Source organism: Curtobacterium oceanosedimentum (assembly GCF_020297365.1).
Taxonomy (GTDB): domain Bacteria; phylum Actinomycetota; class Actinomycetes; order Actinomycetales; family Microbacteriaceae; genus Curtobacterium.
Genome location: NZ_JAIXIG010000011.1, coordinates 20,342 through 37,429, shown reverse-complemented (window position 1 = coordinate 37,429; position 17,088 = coordinate 20,342). Strand labels below are relative to the sequence as shown.

General features: G+C 70.7%; 12 protein-coding genes and 1 pseudogene. 6 read left to right on the top strand and 7 right to left on the bottom strand.

Features of this window, described 5'->3' with window-relative positions; all coding sequences use genetic code 11:
- The first annotated feature begins 8 nt into the window (after positions 1 to 8).
- Both LEL83_RS06820 and LEL83_RS06815 read left to right on the top strand, forming a co-directional pair.
- Positions 9 to 614 (top strand): hypothetical protein, encoded by a 606-nt coding sequence (locus LEL83_RS06820; RefSeq protein ID WP_225558237.1) that lies wholly within the window; start codon positions 9 to 11, stop codon positions 612 to 614.
- A 36-nt stretch (positions 615 to 650) separates the two neighbouring features.
- Positions 651 to 959: pseudogene (locus LEL83_RS06815) on the top strand (DUF427 domain-containing protein); the annotation flags it as partial.
- Between the two features lie 40 nt (positions 960 to 999).
- Here LEL83_RS06815 and LEL83_RS06810 read toward each other — a convergent pair.
- From LEL83_RS06810 to LEL83_RS06785, 6 genes are all read right to left on the bottom strand, one after another.
- Entirely contained in the window at positions 1,000 to 2,259 is a 1,260-nt protein-coding gene (locus LEL83_RS06810) for an Nramp family divalent metal transporter (protein WP_225558236.1), read from the bottom strand.
- 380 nt (positions 2,260 to 2,639) lie between these two features.
- Complete coding sequence (locus tag LEL83_RS06805; RefSeq protein ID WP_225558235.1) at positions 2,640 to 3,335, bottom strand: CGNR zinc finger domain-containing protein; 696 nt, start codon at positions 3,333 to 3,335, stop codon at positions 2,640 to 2,642.
- Positions 3,336 to 3,382: 47 nt separating this feature from the next.
- Positions 3,383 to 3,874, bottom strand: coding sequence for a SprT-like domain-containing protein (locus tag LEL83_RS06800; protein WP_198657018.1), 492 nt, complete (start codon positions 3,872 to 3,874; stop codon positions 3,383 to 3,385).
- Entirely contained in the window at positions 3,871 to 4,701 is an 831-nt protein-coding gene (locus LEL83_RS06795; RefSeq protein WP_225558234.1) for a hypothetical protein, read from the bottom strand. Before LEL83_RS06795 ends, LEL83_RS06800 begins: the two co-directional genes overlap by 4 nt.
- Positions 4,702 to 4,817: 116 nt before the next feature.
- Positions 4,818 to 5,618: a hypothetical protein gene (locus LEL83_RS06790; RefSeq protein WP_225558233.1), complete on the bottom strand. Its 801-nt coding sequence runs from the start codon at positions 5,616 to 5,618 to the stop codon at positions 4,818 to 4,820.
- A 94-nt stretch (positions 5,619 to 5,712) separates the two neighbouring features.
- Positions 5,713 to 6,555 (bottom strand): spermidine synthase, encoded by an 843-nt coding sequence (locus LEL83_RS06785; RefSeq protein ID WP_225558232.1) that lies wholly within the window; start codon positions 6,553 to 6,555, stop codon positions 5,713 to 5,715.
- 322 nt (positions 6,556 to 6,877) lie between these two features.
- Between LEL83_RS06785 and LEL83_RS06780 the strand changes: the two genes are divergently transcribed.
- From LEL83_RS06780 to rpoC, 3 genes are all read left to right on the top strand, one after another.
- Complete coding sequence (locus LEL83_RS06780) at positions 6,878 to 7,477, top strand: hypothetical protein (RefSeq protein ID WP_225558231.1); 600 nt, start codon at positions 6,878 to 6,880, stop codon at positions 7,475 to 7,477.
- 410 nt (positions 7,478 to 7,887) lie between these two features.
- A complete protein-coding gene (gene rpoB, locus LEL83_RS06775; protein WP_198657013.1) occupies positions 7,888 to 11,376 on the top strand; it encodes a DNA-directed RNA polymerase subunit beta in 3,489 nt (1,162 codons plus the stop codon).
- A 44-nt stretch (positions 11,377 to 11,420) separates the two neighbouring features.
- Entirely contained in the window at positions 11,421 to 15,302 is a 3,882-nt protein-coding gene (rpoC, locus tag LEL83_RS06770) for a DNA-directed RNA polymerase subunit beta' (protein ID WP_225558230.1), read from the top strand.
- 135 nt (positions 15,303 to 15,437) lie between these two features.
- Here the strand turns inward: rpoC and LEL83_RS06765 are convergent, their stop codons facing one another.
- On the bottom strand, positions 15,438 to 15,803 hold the full coding sequence (locus LEL83_RS06765; protein WP_225558229.1) for a VOC family protein: 366 nt from the start codon (positions 15,801 to 15,803) through the stop codon (positions 15,438 to 15,440).
- Positions 15,804 to 15,887: 84 nt separating this feature from the next.
- Between LEL83_RS06765 and LEL83_RS06760 the strand changes: the two genes are divergently transcribed.
- On the top strand, positions 15,888 to 16,913 hold the full coding sequence (locus LEL83_RS06760; RefSeq protein WP_225558228.1) for a GNAT family N-acetyltransferase: 1,026 nt from the start codon (positions 15,888 to 15,890) through the stop codon (positions 16,911 to 16,913).
- The last annotated feature ends 175 nt before the right edge of the window (positions 16,914 to 17,088 follow it).

Sequence of the window (17,088 nt, the reverse complement as noted above, 5' to 3'; positions counted from 1 at the left end):
TGACGGACGTGGCAGAACGCACCCAGGAGCAGTACCAGGTCCGGTTCGCGTGGGGGATCGGGGGTGCGAGCCGCATCGCGCACGGCGCCCACCTGCTCGTCTGGGTCGACGTCCTCCCGGCCACCGCCGACGCCACCGCGCAGCGGCGCGCGCTGCGGACGGTGACCGCGCAGCTGCCGGCGGGTCCGGAGGTCGTGCTCGGCCACCTCGGCAACGCGGCGGCGGTCGCGGAACGGGTGACGGGCCTCCAGGCCGCGCGCGGCGACCGGTGCGTCGTCGCGATCGTCGCTGCCGGGCTGCACCACGGCGCGGTCCACGACGACGCTGCCGAGGCGGCGGGCGAGTCGGTCGACGTCCCGGACGCACCCGACTTCGCCGTCGAGGACCTGCTCGCGGCCGGAGCCGTCGTCGACGCGTTGACCGAGGCCGGGATCGACCACACCTCGCCTGAGGCCGCTGCGGCCTGTGCGGCGTACACGGGCCTGCGCCGCGCGGTGAAGCACCTGGTCAGCGCATGCGAGGGCGCGGCCGCCCTGTCCCGCGACGACGTGCACGCGGCGCTCGCCGCAGGGCCCGACCTGCCCGTCCTGCGGGAATCGGGGGAGCGCGCGTAGCGTTCCGGTCGTCACGCAACCAGCGAGCGAAGGAGCAACGCCATGAAGGCAGTCGTCGGCGACACGGTGATCGCAGAGGCCCCGGAAGAGGACCTCATCAAGATCGAGGGCAACTGGTACTTCCCGCCGTCGAGCGTGAAGACCGAGCTCTTCACCGAGAGCCCCACCCAGTACCACTGCCCGTGGAAGGGCGACACCCAGTACTTCACGGTGAACGTGGACGGGCAGGCGCTGCCGGACCGCGCGTGGTCGTACCCGACGCCGATCCCGTCGTCGTTCGACCGCGTCGGCAAGGACTACTCGGGCTACGTCGCGTTCTGGAAGGACGTCAAGGTCGTCGACTGACGATCCGGGCTCATCCGATCCGGGCTCACCCGGCCCGGACTCACCCGGTCAGGGTGAGCACGACCAGTGCGACGTTGAGCGTCACGATGACCGCCGCGATCACCCACGCCACCACGCGGGTGGTCGCGGCGTTCACGTCCTCCCCCATGACGCTCCGGCGCGAGGTGTAGACCACCAGCGGCACGATGGCGAAGGCGATCCCGAAGCTCAGCACCACCTGGCTCACCACGAGCAGCATCGTCGCGTCGGCGTTCAGCGCGAGCAGCACGATCGCGGGCACCAGGGTGATCGCCCGACGGGCCACCAGCGGGATCCGCACGTGCAGCAACCCCTTCATGATCTCGGCGCCGGCCATGCAGCCGACCGAGGTCGAGGCCAGGCCGGACGCCAGCAGCCCCACCGCGAAGAGCACCCCGACGACGGGGCCGACGTTCTCGGCGATCGCGCGCTGCGCACCCGGGATCGAGTCCGTGCCCTCGACGCCCGGCAGGGTCGCCGCCGCCAACACGAGCATCGCGATGTTCACGCCGCCGGCGACGACCAGGGCGAGGGCGACGTCCCACCGCGTCGCGACCAGCACGCGACGACGCTCCGGTCCGGCGGGCACGTCACCGTGCCGGTCGCGGGCCAGCGCCGAGTGCAGGTAGACCGCGTGCGGCATCACGGTCGCGCCGAGCATCGAGGCGGCGAGCAGCACCGACCCGGCGCCCTCGAACCGCGGCACGAGCCCGGCGACCAGGTCGGCCGGTGACACCCGGGCGAAGAGCAGCCCGGCGCAGAAGCCCACGGTCAGGATCGCGAGCATCGCCGTGACGACGGTCTCGAACAGGCGCGTGCCCCGGCGACTGTGCAGGGTGAGCAGGAGCATCGACACCACCCCGGTGATGACCCCGCCGGCCACCAGGGGCAGGCCGAAGAGCAGGTGCAGGGCCAGTGCGCCGCCGATCACCTCGGCGATGTCGGTCGCCGCGGCCACGATCTCCGCCTGCCCCCAGAACAGCAGGCGCGGGGTGCGGCGCATCCGCAGGCCCAGGTGCTCCGGCAGTGACCGCCCCGTCACGACGCCGAGCTTGGCGGACAGGTACTGCACGACGACGGCACTGGCGTTCGCGGCGACGAGCACCCAGAGCAGCAGGTACCCGTGCTCGGCGCCCGCGGTCAGGTTGGCGGCGACGTTGCCCGGGTCGACGTAGGCGATGGCCGCCACGAAGGCCGGTCCGAGCAGCGTCAAGCCGGCTGCGCGACGACGCGGGGCACCGGGTGGGTGCTCGTCGAGCCGGGTGCTGGCAGTGTCGGTCATGCACCGATCCTGCCAGAGGATTCGGCACACCGAATCTTTTTCTTCGTGGGTGTTGCACCGCCTGGCCGACATGCGCAGGTGCGTGCGTCGAGTGGTCGCGATCGGTCGGCTGCGGAGCCGCCGGCCGACGGTCCGCGACCGCTCGGCGAAGGTGAGCGGGTTGTCGTGACCGCTCGCGGAGCGCGGACGGGAGGCCCGGGGCGGCGCCGCCACGCGCCTCCCGTGCGGTGGGGCGGTCGCGACTCGTCGCGTGCTCGGCGTCGGGTGGTCACGACCTGACGGTCGCGACGCCGTCGGGCGACGGTCGGCGACCGCTCGGCGGTGATGAGTGGGGTGTCGCGGAGGTCGCGGAACCCCGCCGGGCAGGCGTCAGCTCCTGCTCACGCCGCGGAGCGACGGGCGCGGTGCGCGCGCACCTTGGCGCGGTTCCCGCACCGCTGCATGGAGCACCAGCGGCGTGTGCCGCCCCGTGAGGAGTCGTAGAACACGAGCCCGCAGTCGTCGGCCGAGCAGCGGCTCAGCCGGGTGGGGCGCCCGTCGGCCTCGACGTCGTCGAAGCCGACCTCGGTGAAGAGCGCGACCGCGTCGCGCGCGACGCTCGACAGCGCCTGGGCCAGGCGGACGCGGTTCGCCCCGGCGCGGCGGCGGCCACCCGGGAGGCTCGGGGGCACGTCCGGCAGGGCGGCGAACAGGTTGACGGTGTCGATGTCGTCGGGCGCGGGGCGCGTCCGGCCGGCTCCGGCACGCAGGCCCGCCGCGACCGCCGTGCGGTCCGCCGCCGAGCTCGCCGGCGCGGGCGCCGCCGCGACGGCGAGCCGGGCGATCGCCGCGCGCAGGGCACGGGCGTCCTGCAGCTCCCGGGCGCTGGCGCCGACGTCGATCGGCTCGGTGTGCTCGCTCAGCCACTCGTCCAGGTCGGCCGGGCTCGCGAGCAGCTCGCCGAGCTGCGACCGGGGACGTCGTCCGGCGGCGTCGTCCGCGAAGCCACCCGTGTGCGCGAAGTCGAGCGCGATCCGTCCGGCGTCGAAGAACCAGGTGGAACCGGCGTCCGTGCGGATGTGCTGCCCCGTGTGCATCCGCCCAGGCTAACGGCTCACCGGCGCGCCTCCGAGCGGCGAGCTCCTCATGCGGTAGTCGACGACAGGGTGGCCACGTCGTCGGCGGCCGTGCGTCGGCGCCAGGCGATCACGTTGCGCGCATCGAAGCGGCGGGAGCACCGGGCGCAGGCGAGCTGCCGCGTCGGGGTGCGGTACCGGAAGTGCTCGTGGCCCGCCGGGCAGGTGCCGATCCAGGGCGCGAGCTCGCTGGCGATCGGGCCGTCGTGCAGTCGCGACCCCGTGTAGCCGATCGCCGACGCGGTCCGCTTCCAGGCCGGGCCGTGCCCCGCGCGAGCCCCGGCCAGGGCGTGCGCGACCTCGTGCAGCAGGACCTGCTCGACGTCGGCGTCCGAGAACCGCGTGGCCAGGTGGCGACTCACGGTGATGCGTCGCCGGGCGAAGTCGCACTGCCCCGCGCGGGTCTTGGCGTGGTCGAAGCCGAACGACCACGTGCCGCTGCCCAGGTGCTCGGCGATGAGCTCCTCGGCGCGCAGGCGAACGGTCTCGAGCGCCGTCACTGCTCGGCGCGGGGGTCGGCCTGCCCCTTCTTCGCTGCCCGGGCCGCGATCCGGCCCCAGATGTCGTCGGCCTCGGTGCGCGCGGCGTCCGGGGCGCCCAGCACGCGGCGGCGGACCGGCGGCACCTGCTTGACCGGTTCGGCGACACGGGTCGTCGGTTCCTCGTCGTCGGCGCGCCGTGCGGCGACCTCGCGGGCGGTCCGCGGCTTGTCGGCGGTGTCGGCCGGGCTCGTGATGGCGGCACGCATCGCGGCCTCGACGGCGGTGCGGAGCGCATCGGTCCGCTCCGACGGTGCACCGGCCTGCCGGAACGCCTGGTACGCCCGCGACAGTGCGGCGCGGGCCTCCTCGAAGCGGTCGTTCTCGAACAGCGACCAGCCCTCGATCTCGGCGGCGGCGCCCTCGAGCTCGGGCCACTCCTCGGTCGCGGCGGTGTCCCGGGCCATCGCGGCCTCGGCGGCGGCGCGGTCGTGCCGACCGAGGTCGTGCAGGACGTGCGCGCGGCGGATGCGGGCGGCGACCTTGTCCTGGCGCTCTCCGGTGAACATCGCGAGGCGGAAGACCTCCTCGGCGACGACGAGCGACTCGTCCAGTCGACCGAGCAGGCGGAGGAGCTCGGCGCGCTCGGCGAGGGCGTCGGTGCTGCGGCTCTGACCGAGGTCGCGGAGCCGCTGGTGCACGGCGTCGACGTCGACCGCGGGTCGCAGGCTGATGGGCGCGAAGGTGCTGCCCGGGCTGACCCCGGCCGTCACGGGAGCCGCGTGGCGCGGTTCGCGGGATCGGTCGGACGGGTCGGGCTGCTGGCGGTCGTCGGGCGGGAGGGACATCGGTTCGAGGGTAGCCGCGGTCTCCCGGGAGCGGTCGGTGCGACGCGCTCAGGGTTGCCCCGGAACGACGGACGGCCCGCCGTGCCGGAGCACGACGGGCCGTCCGGGGGGATCGGTCAGGAGTTGGCGCCCATGGCGGCGGCAGCGGCGACGCCGACGTAGGTGACGAAGGTCGCGATGGTCGCGACGACGGCCAGGACGATCGCGAAGATGCCCCACCCGCGACCGCGCTTGGTCACCGCGGCGATGATGCCCTGCACGAGTGCCCAGAGGCCGAGCACTGCGGCGATGCCGATCACGGCGAATCCACCGAGGAGCTGCGAACGGACCTCCGGGTCGCTCATGACCTCGTTCTGCATCTGATCGGGGGTGAGGGTCGTCGATCCGTTCTGCGTGAGCTGGTCGACGACCCCGCTGCTGCTGATCGCGGAGCCCAGGATGTACCCACCGACGACGCCGAGGACGAGCGCGAGCAGGCCGAGCATGAAGGCGATGACGCCGACGGTCTTCTTCTTCTTGGGCTTCGGCTCGTCGTGCTGCTGCCACGCCGGAGCACCGGCGTGCGCGGAGCCCGCGGCGGCGTACGGCTGCTGGTCGTGGCCGTCGTGCCGGTCGTGGTCGTGGCGCTGCTGGTCGTTCCAGCTCGGCGTGCTCGACGGCTGGCCGTACTGCTGCTGCTGGCCGTACTGCCCCTGGTGGTCGCCGTGCTGTTGGCCGTACGGCTGCTGCTGCTGCCCGTACTGCTGCTGACCCTGGCCGTACTGCTCGCCGTACTGCGGCGTCGAGGTCGGCGTCGGGTCCACCCGCTCGCCGTACCGCGGGGCGTCGGCGTCGGGCCGCTGCTGCGGGGCCTCGCCCCATCGCGGCGCCTGGCCGTCGCCCGTCCGGTCCTGGTCGTTCCGGTCGTCGTTCGTCATCAGGGTTCCCATCGCTCGGTCGCGCACCTGCGCGGTCGTTCAGCCCATCCTGGCAGCCGGCTCCGGAGCGTGTTCAGGCTGGCGGTTCACCCGGTCAGCCGCCGAACACGCTCCGGTTCGGCTCGGGGGACGCCACCGCGGTCTGGTCGGTGACGATCGGTGCCCCGGCGATGAACGACCGCAGCTCGGCGCCGTGCACGACCTTCGCCGGCATCGGGTCCGACGAGTAGCGCCGTGGCATCTCCGCGATCGGCAGGTCCGTCGGCGACCCGAGCAGCACGATGTTCCCGAACCGACGGCCCTTGAGCATCCCGGTGTCGGCGACGGCCGCGACCGAGGGCAGCACCGACTGCAGCGTCGACGCCTGGCCCCGGGCGAACGCCAGCCCGGCGCCGTCGGCCACGTTCACGGCGAGGATCCCGGTCGGCGACAGGAACGCGGCGACCTCGCGGTAGAACTCGACGCTCGTCACGTGGGCGGGGATCTTCGAGCCGCCGAAGACGTCGACGACCGCCAGGTCCACCGTGCCGCGGAGTCCGCCGGGCAGCTTGCCGAGGACCTCGCGCGCGTCGCCGTACCGCACGCGGATCGATGCGCCGCGGGGGAACGGCAGGACCTCGCGGACGTGTTCGACCAGGTCCCGCTCGAGCTCGACCACCTGCTGGCGCGAGCCCGGCCGGGTCACGGCGACGTACCGGGGCAGCGTCAGGGCGCCGGCCCCCAGGTGGAGCGCGGTGACCGGGCCCTCGGGCAGCAGGTCGATCGCGTGCCCGATCCGCCGGATGTACTCGAACGCCAGGTGCGTCGGGTCCTCGAGGTCGACGTGCGACTGCGGCGTGCCGTCGACCACCAGGGTGAACGACCCCGGACGGTGCCGGTCCGCCTCGACCACCGCGTGCCCCGCACCGATCCGGAAGCCGTCGAACGCATCTGCCATGGGTCAATCGAACACCACCGCGCGCGCCGCCCGCACCGCGGTGCATGCGAACACATGGACCTCCAGCGGACGTGGAGACTCGTTCCGTACCCTCGACGCAGTCGTCCCGCCGTCCGGCGTCGATGCGCGCCGTGCCCCGCGGCACGCGTCCGCCGGGACAGCGGGACCGCGACGTGCCCGTGAGCGACCCCCACCGCTCGAGCGTGCGCGCCGCCGGCGTGCTGCTGCGCGCCGCCCCTCCGGCCACCCGTCCGTGGTGGCCGACGACCGCACCGCACCCAGCGCCGAGTGCCACTGCCCCGCTGCCGCAGGAGCCTCCGTCATGACCGCCGACACGTTGAGCGTGCCCACCGCACGCCGTACCCACCCGACCACGCGCCCCACCGTGCGCCGCCCTGCCCGGGCGACCCGCGCCTCCAGGCCGTCCCACACCGACCACGAGGCGGCGCCCGCGTGGATGCGCGCCGTCGGCGCGCTGCTGCTCGTCGGCGGACTCGGTCTGACGGCCGCCGTGCTCGGCTGGCCCGGCGACGCCCCGGAGATCGCGCTGCTCGTCCCGGGGCTGCTCGCCGTCGTGGCCGGGCTGCTGCTCGTGCTCGCGCGCTCGGGCGTCAGCATCACCGACCGGCACGTCGTCCTGCACTTCCGGCCGCTGCCGCCCCGGCGCATCGCCCGCCGACGGATCGCCGGGGTGCGCCTCGTCGAGGCGGACGCCGCGACGTACGGCGGGGTCGGACTGCGCATCCGGCACGGCGTGCGCGCCCTCATCCTGACCCCGGGGCTCGGCCTCGAGCTGACGGACGACCGTGGTCGCGTCACCTTCGTGCGCACCCGTCGTCCGGAGGACGCGTTCCGTGCGCTGGCGGGCGCACACGGCCGGCCGGGAGGCGCGGCGCACGTCGAGCGGGAACGCATCGGCTGAGCGGGCGGTCGCCTTCGGATCGCCAGAGTCCCGGGCCTGCCGGGGTGCGCGGGGCGGGAATGCCGACCACGGAGACGGGCTTATACACGCCAGTGCCGAATCCGGTCAAGCCGGGACTGGACAGCGCGCCTCGGGCCGAACTATGATGACAGTTCGCGCTCCCTGGCATCCGTGTCGTCATATTGCGGTCGACGCAGAGTTCTTCAACTCGCCCTGGTGCAGCCGGACCCGTATATGGCGGCGGGTCCCGCTCACGGAGATCATCCCACACGTACACCGACGTCCCGCGTCGCGCACGTGTCAGCGTGGTCGCAGGGCACGAACTCTCGGGGTTCGCCGAGCGATCAATCCACTCACCTACACACTGCTCGTCAGTGTCGGCCCGACGGGGCCTACCGGAGGTCACACCCTTGGCTGCTGCGCCCAACGCATCCACCAACCCCAAGAACGGTCGCAACCACTCGCGACTCTCGTTCGCCAAGATCACGGACACCCTCACGGTTCCGGATCTGCTCGCACTCCAGACGGAGAGCTTCGACTGGCTCGTCGGCAACGACGTCTGGAAGGCCCGCCTCGCCGAAGGGCAGGAGCAGGGTCGCACCGACCTCGCGCTGCACTCGGGGCTCGAGGAGATCTTCGAGGAGATCTCCCCGATCGAGGACCTCGGCGAGACCATGCAGCTCTCGTTCACCGCGCCGGAGCTCGAGGACCCGAAGTACTCGATCGACGACTGCAAGGAGCGCGGCAAGACCTACGCCGCCCCGCTGTACGTCAACGCCGAGTTCATGAACCACATGACGGGTGAGATCAAGACCCAGACGGTCTTCATGGGCGACTTCCCGCTCATGACCGAGCGGGGCACGTTCATCATCAACGGCACCGAGCGCGTCGTCGTGTCGCAGCTCGTCCGTTCGCCCGGTGTGTACTTCGAGCGCCAGCAGGAGAAGACCTCCGACAAGGACATCTACTCGGCACGCGTGATCCCGTCGCGCGGCGCCTGGCTCGAGTTCGAGATCGACAAGCGCGACCAGGTGGGCGTGCGCATCGACCGCAAGCGCAAGCAGTCCGTGACCGTCTTCCTCAAGGCCCTCGGCCTGACGAGCGAGGAGATCATGGACGAGTTCCAGGGCTTCGCCTCGATCGAGTCGACCCTCGAGAAGGACGCCGTCCTGACGAAGGAAGAGGCGCTCAAGGACATCTACCGCAAGCTCCGTCCGGGCGAGCAGGTCGCTGCCGAGGCCGCGCGTGCGCTCCTCGACAACTTCTACTTCAACCCGAAGCGCTACGACCTGGCGAAGGTCGGCCGCTACAAGGTCAACCGCAAGCTCGGCATGGACGCCCCGCTGTCCGACTCGGTGCTCACCGTCAAGGACATCGTCGCGACGATCAAGTACCTGGTGTCGCTGCACGCGGAGCGCACCACCATCGACGGCGTCCGTGACGGCGAGCCGGTGCAGCTGCGCCTCGACGTGGACGACATCGACCACTTCGGCAACCGTCGCATCCGCGCCGTCGGCGAGCTCATCCAGAACCAGGTCCGCACGGGTCTGTCCCGCATGGAGCGCGTCGTCCGCGAGCGCATGACCACGCAGGACATCGAGGCCATCACGCCGCAGACCCTGATCAACGTGCGCCCCGTCGTCGCCGCGATCAAGGAGTTCTTCGGGACGTCCCAGCTGTCGCAGTTCATGGACCAGAACAACCCGCTCGCGGGCCTGACGCACAAGCGTCGCCTGTCGGCCCTCGGCCCGGGTGGTCTGTCCCGTGAGCGTGCCGGCGTCGAGGTCCGTGACGTCCACCCGTCGCACTACGGCCGCATGTGCCCGATCGAGACCCCGGAAGGCCCGAACATCGGCCTGATCGGTTCGCTCGCGTCGTTCGGTCGGATCAACTCCTTCGGCTTCATCGAGACCCCGTACCGTCGCGTCGTCAACGGCGAGGTCACGAAGACCATCGACTACCTCACCGCTTCGGAAGAGGACGACTTCGTCGTCGCGCAGGCCAACGCCCCGCTGACGAACGACTTCCACTTCGCCGACGACAAGGTGCTCGTCCGCAAGAAGGGTGGCGAGGTCGAACTCGTCGCCAAGGACGAGGTCGACTACATGGACGTCTCGCCGCGCCAGATGGTGTCGGTCGCGACGTCGCTCATCCCGTTCCTCGAGCACGACGACGCGAACCGCGCCCTCATGGGTGCGAACATGCAGCGTCAGGCCGTCCCGCTGCTCCGTTCCGAGTCGCCGCTCGTCGGCACCGGCATGGAGGGCTACACGGCCATCGACGCCGGCGACGTCGTCACCGCCGACAAGGCCGGTGTCGTCTCCGAGGTCTCGGCCGATGCCGTCACCCTGCAGCTCGACGAGGGCGGCACGCAGACCTACTACCTGCGCAAGTTCGACCGCTCCAACCAGGGCACGAGCTACAACCACCGCGTCATCGTCTCCGCAGGCGAGCGCGTGGAGCAGGGCGAGGTCATCGCCGACGGCCCCGCGACGGAGAACGGCGAGCTCGCGCTCGGCAAGAACCTCCTCGTCGCGTTCATGCCGTGGGAGGGCTACAACTACGAGGACGCGATGATCCTGTCGCAGAACCTCATCAAGGACGACACGCTCTCCTCGATCCACATCGAGGAGTACGAGGTCGACGCCCGCGACACCAAGCTCGGCAAGGAGGAGATCACCCGTGACCTCCCCAACGTCAGCCCGGACCTGCTGGCCGACCTCGACGAGCGCGGCATCATCCGCATCGGTGCCGAGGTCCGCCCCGGCGACATCCTGGTCGGCAAGGTCACGCCGAAGGGCGAGACCGAGCTGAGCGCCGAGGAGCGCCTGCTCCGTGCCATCTTCAACGAGAAGTCGCGGGAGGTCCGCGACACCTCGCTCAAGGTGCCCCACGGTGAAGAGGGCACGATCATCGGCGTCAAGGTGTTCGACGCGCAGGACGGCGACGACGAGCTCGGCTCGGGCGTCAACCAGCGCGTGGTCGTCTACATCGCCCAGAAGCGCAAGATCACCGCGGGTGACAAGCTCGCCGGTCGTCACGGCAACAAGGGCGTCATCTCGACCATCCTCCCGGTCGAGGACATGCCGTTCCTCGCCGACGGCACCCCCGTCGACATCGTCCTCAACCCGCTCGGCGTCCCCGGCCGCATGAACTTCGGTCAGGTGCTCGAGATCCACCTCGGGTGGCTCGCCAAGCAGGGCTGGAACGTCGAGGGCATCCAGGAGTGGGCCGAGGCCCTGCCGGAGGCCGCACGCCACGCGGAGCCCGGCACCAAGGTCGCCACCCCGGTGTTCGACGGTGCGTACGAGCGCGAGATCGAGGGCCTCCTCGACTCGACCCTCCCGAACCGCGACGGCGAGCGCCTGATCGGCTCGTCCGGCAAGGCGCAGCTCTTCGACGGTCGCTCCGGCGAGCCCTTCCCGGAGCCCGTCTCGGTCGGCTACATGTACATCCTCAAGCTGCACCACCTGGTCGACGACAAGATCCACGCGCGTTCGACCGGTCCGTACTCGATGATCACGCAGCAGCCGCTGGGTGGTAAGGCGCAGTTCGGTGGACAGCGATTCGGTGAGATGGAGGTGTGGGCGCTCGAAGCGTACGGTGCCGCCTACGCCCTCCAGGAGCTCCTGACGATCAAGTCCGACGACATCCTCGGCCGCGTGAAGGTCTACGAGGCGATCGTCAAGGGCGAGAACATCCAGGAACCCGGCATCCCCGAGTCCTTCAAGGTCCTCATGAAGGAGATGCAGTCGCTCTGCCTGAACGTCGAGGTCCTCTCGGCCGACGGCCAGGCGGTCAGCCTCCGCGACACGGACGACGAGGTCTTCCGTGCCGCTGAAGAGCTGGGCATCAACATCTCCTCGCGGTTCGAGTCGTCCTCCGTCGACGACATCTGATCCCGCCCGTACATCGAAGCCTGAATCAGCAAGAGAGAAGAACATTGCTCGAAGCAACTTCCTTTGACGCCATTCGGATCGGCCTCGCGACCGCCGAGGACATCCGTCAGTGGTCGTACGGCGAGGTCAAGAAGCCGGAGACCATCAACTACCGCACCCTGAAGCCCGAGAAGGACGGTCTGTTCGGCGAGCAGATCTTCGGTCCCTCCCGCGACTGGGAGTGCGCCTGCGGCAAGTACAAGCGTGTCCGCTTCAAGGGCATCGTCTGCGAGCGCTGCGGCGTCGAGGTCACCAAGTCCTCGGTCCGCCGTGAGCGCATGGGCCACATCGAGCTCGCCGCACCCGTCACGCACATCTGGTACTTCAAGGGCGTCCCGTCGCGCCTCGGTTACCTGCTCGACATGGCGCCGAAGGACCTCGAGAAGGTCATCTACTTCGCGGCGTACATGATCATCGACATCGATGAAGAGGGCCGTCACGCCGACATGCCCGGTCTCGAGAACGAGATGCGTCTCGAGATCAAGACCCTCGAGGGCCAGCGCGACTCGATCATCGCCGACCGCCTCAAGAAGCTCGAGGACGACCTCGCAGCCCTTGAGGAAGAGGGCGCCAAGGCCGACGTCAAGCGCCGCACCAAGGACACCGCCGAGAAGGAGATGTCCCAGGTCCGCAAGTCGTTCGACGAGGACATCACCCGTCTCGAGCGTGTGTGGGAGGACTTCCGCAACCTCAAGGTGGGCGACCTCAAGCCCGAGGACGCCGTCTTCCACGAGCTCCAGGACCGGTTCGGGATCTACTTCGACGCCTACATGGGCGCCGAGGCGATCAAGCTCCGGCTCGAGGCGTTCGACCTGGCCGCCGAGGCCGAGGCGCTGCGCCTGCAGATCGCCGAGGGCAAGGGCCAGAAGAAGATCCGCGCGATCAAGCGTCTGCGCGTCGTCAGCTCCTTCCTCGCCACCGGCAACTCGCCGGCAGCGATGGTGCTCGGCGTCGTGCCGGTCATCCCGCCGGAGCTGCGCCCGATGGTGCAGCTCGACGGTGGCCGCTTCGCCACGTCGGACCTCAACGACCTCTACCGTCGTGTGATCAACCGCAACAACCGTCTCCGCCGCCTGCTCGACCTCGGTGCCCCCGAGATCATCGTGAACAACGAGAAGCGCATGCTGCAGGAAGCGGTCGACGCGCTGTTCGACAACGGCCGTCGTGGTCGTCCCGTCACGGGTACCGGCAACCGCGCCCTGAAGTCCCTGAGCGACATGCTCAAGGGCAAGCAGGGTCGTTTCCGCCAGAACCTGCTCGGCAAGCGCGTCGACTACTCGGGCCGTTCGGTCATCATCGTCGGCCCGCAGCTGAAGCTGCACCAGTGCGGTCTGCCCAAGCAGATGGCGCTCGAGCTCTTCAAGCCGTTCGTGATCAAGCGCCTGATCGACCTGTCGCACGCGCAGAACATCAAGTCGGCCAAGCGCATGGTCGAGCGTTCGCGCCCGCAGGTGTGGGACGTCCTCGAGGAGATCATCCGCGAGCGCCCCGTGCTGCTGAACCGTGCGCCGACGCTGCACCGCCTGGGCATCCAGGCCTTCGAGCCGCAGCTCGTCGAGGGCAAGGCCATCCAGCTCCACCCGCTCGTGTGTGCTGCGTTCAACGCGGACTTCGACGGTGACCAGATGGCCGTGCACCTGCCGCTGTCGGTCGAGGCCCAGGCCGAGGCCCGCATCCTGATGCTCGCCTCGAACAACATCCTCAAGCCGTCCGACGGCCGCCCGGTGACCCTGCCCGCACAGGACATGATCATCGGTCTGCACCACCTCACGACCGTCCGCGAGGGCGCCGTGGGCGAGGGCCGTGCGTTCTCGTCGGTGGCCGAGGCGATCCTGGCGAACGACCAGCACACGCTGCACCTCAACGCGATGGTGAAGATCCGCATGACGGACGTCCACTTCGCCGAGGGTGAGGCTCCCGAGGGCTACGAGCAGGGCGACACGATCCTGCTCGAGACGACCCTGGGCCGTGCGCTCTTCAACGAGACCCTGCCGGCGAACTACCCGTTCGTCCAGAAGGTGACCGACAAGGGCGTGCTCTCCGCGATCGTCAACGACCTCGCCGAGCGCTACTCCAAGACCGAGACGGCCGCCGCGCTCGACCGGATCAAGGACGCCGGCTTCTACTGGGGCACCCGCTCCGGTGTGACCGTCGCCCTGTCGGACGTCGTGACGCCTCCTCGCAAGAAGGAGATCATCGCGGGCTACGAGGTCCAGGCCGCCAAGGTGCAGGGCGAGTTCGACAAGGGTCTGATCACCGACTCCGAGCGTCGCGCCGACCTGATCAAGATCTGGACCGAGGCCACGAACGAGATCGCGCAGGAGATGCGTGACAACTTCCCGGTCGACAACACCATCAACCGCATGGTGTCGTCCGGTGCTCGTGGTAACTGGCTGCAGGTCCGCAACATCGCCGGTATGCGTGGTCTGGTGAACAACCCGAAGGGCGAGATCATCGCCCGCCCGATCATCAACTCGTACCGCGAGGGCCTGACCGTGGCGGAGTACTTCATCGCCACGCACGGTGCCCGCAAGGGTCTGGCGGACACGGCTCTCCGTACCGCCGACTCGGGCTACCTGACCCGTCGTCTCGTGGACGTCTCGCAGGACGTCATCATCCGTGAGGACGACTGCGGCACGACCCGTGGCCTCGAGCTGCCGATCGCGACCGTGGACGCCGACGGCAAGCTCGTGCGCGACGCCCGCGTCGAGAACACCGTGTACTCCCGCACCCTGGCCACCGAGGCCGTGGACGCACAGGGCACGGTCGTCGCCGAGGCCGGTGAGGACGTCGGTGACGTGCTCATCGACAAGCTCGTCGCCGCCGGTGTCGAGAGCATCAAGGTGCGCTCGGTCCTGACCTGCGAGTCGGCCGTCGGTGTCTGCGCGAAGTGCTACGGCCGTTCGCTCGCCACCGGCAACCTGGTCGACATCGGTGAGGCGGTCGGCATCATCGCCGCCCAGTCCATCGGTGAGCCCGGTACCCAGCTGACGATGCGTACCTTCCACACGGGTGGTTCGGCCTCGGCCGACGACATCACCCAGGGTCTGCCCCGTGTCACGGAGCTCTTCGAGGCCCGCACGCCCAAGGGCGCGTCCCCGATCGCCGAGGCCCCCGGCCGCGTCGTCGTCGAAGACACGGACAAGGGTCGTCGGATCATCCTCACGCCGGACAACGGTGACGAGCCGTTCATCTACCCGGTGCTCAAGCGTGCGACGCTCCTCATCGAGGACAACCAGCACGTCGAGCTCGGTGAGCAGTTCATCGCCGGCACGGTGGACCCCAAGGAGGTCCTCCGGGTCAAGGGTGTGCGCGAGGTCCAGAAGCACCTGGTCAACGGTGTGCAGGACGTGTACGGCTCGCAGGGCGTGCCGATCCACGACAAGCACATCGAGGTCATCGTGCGTCAGATGCTCCGCAAGGTCACCGTCGTCGACCACGGCGACACCGACCTGCTGCCGGGTGAGCTCGTCGACCGGTCGCGCTACAACGCGCTGAACCGTGCGGCGCTGCAGGAGGGTCGCAAGACCGCCTCGGCTCGCCAGGAGGTCATGGGCATCACGAAGGCGTCCCTCGCGACCGAGTCGTGGCTGTCCGCCGCGTCCTTCCAGGAGACCACCCGCGTGCTCACGCAGGCGGCCATGGAGGGCAAGCAGGACCACCTCGTCGGCCTCAAGGAGAACGTCATCATCGGTAAGCTCATCCCCGCCGGGACGGGCCTCAGCCGGTACCGCGACGTGGACGTGAACGCGACCGAGGAGGCGAAGGCAGAGCGGTACCCCAACCGCATCTTCGCCGACGACTCGTCGTTCTCGGACGCCGACCTGAGCTTCGTCGACTTCGACAGCTTCTCGTCGGACGACTTCACGCCGGGCACCTACAACTGAGCCTGAAGTGATCCACGAAGGGCCCCGCATCCGTCAGGATGCGGGGCCCTTCGCCGTTGCGGGTCGCGTCCGCGAGGGGGTGGCGGACGGGAGGCGCGGTGCGGGGCCGCGCCGCGCCTCCCGTCCGTCAGGGGGTCACGCTGTCCGGCCCTTCTCGTCGACCAGCGAGTACAGGCTCAGCACGTTGCCGTCGGGGTCGCGCACGTCGAACCAGTCGACCGCGCCGGCGACGCACTCGACCGGGCCGACGTCGATGCCGAGCGCGCCGATGCGCGCGTGCTGGGCGGCGACGTCGTCGACCCCGAACCGGACCCGGGCCGGGTGCACCTCGGCCTGGTCGTCCACGACGAGTTGGATCCAGATGCCGCCGACCTCGTACTCGGCGACGCCGTCCTCGGGCTCGAGGTCCGGCTCGGTGCGCTCGAGGACGGCGCCGTACCACAGGCAGGACGCCTCGAGGTCGGTGACGGGCAGCCCCACGGTCACGCTGGTGATGTCCATGCCTCATCATGTCGCGGCGACGGCCGTGCGTCGAGGGCTTCCCGGGCGGTCCGTCGGGCAGGGGCTCCGTGGCAGGGTGGGCACATGGCGACGCTGCGCGAACGGATCACGGCACCGACCCACCTGGACGTCCCGGAGCCGACGGGTGGCCTGACGTTCCGGGCCGCCTCGCGGGACGACGTCGTCGGCATGCACGCGGTCGCAGTGGCGGCCGCGGCGGAGGACGACCCGCTCGCTCGTCCCTCCACAGGGGCCCTGGAGCGAGCGTTGTCCACCGAGGGCATGGACGTGCCGCGGGACACCGTCGTCGGGGTCGATCCTGATGGGCATGTGCAGGCCTTCGGCATCGTCATCGACGTCCCCTCCCGCGTCACCGCGGCCCGGGCCGTGCTCGAGGGGGCGGTGCACCCCGCACACCGCGGTCGTCGCGTCGGTCGGCGGGTGCTCGACTGGCAGGTCGGTCGGGCGCGGCAGCGGCTGGCGCTGCTCGACGTCGACCTGCCCGCGTCGCTCGACGTCGGTGGCCCGCTCGGCGCGTCCGGACTCCGGCTCGCCGCCCGCGCCGGCTTCGCGCCCGCGCGCACCTGGGTCGCGATGCAGCTCGTGTTCGGCGAGCAGCACGACGGGCCGTCATCGCAGGCGCTGCCGGACGGGCTGGTCGTGCGAGCGAGCACCGCGGACGACATCGAGCCGCTGCGCACCGCCAAGAACGACGCCTTCCGCGACCACTGGGGATCGCAGCCGATGGTCGCCTCGGACTGGCACGGGTTCCTCACCGCGGCCGTCAGCCGACCGGACCTGTCCCGAGTCGTCGTCGACGCGGACGGCCGGGTGCTCGCGTTCGCGATCGTCGAGGTCGACCCGGACGCGTTCGCGGCGCGTGGGCGGTCATTCGGGTACGTGCACTGGGTCGGGGTGGTGCGGTCCGCTCGCGGCCGTGGGCTCGCCCCGCTCGTGCTCGACGCGGCGATCCGGGCGATGCGCGCCGACGGGCTCGCCGCCGCGGTGCTCGACGTCGACGCCGAGAACCCGAGCGGAGCCGTCCGGCTCTACGAGGGACTCGGGTTCGTCGCCGGCGACGCCCACGTCACGGCGTCGATCGCGACCTGACCCGGCGGGGGTCGACCCGAGTCCCCTGTTCTGGGTGCAGTCGGAGGGGTCCCGCCCCCTCATTCTGGGACTGCGGACGGCGCGTGCCCCGGAAGTAGCGTGGTCAGGCGCGACATCCCTGGTGGCGCATCACCCGACGACGTCTCGCCCTGCGCGAGTCCAAGGAGGCACGGGA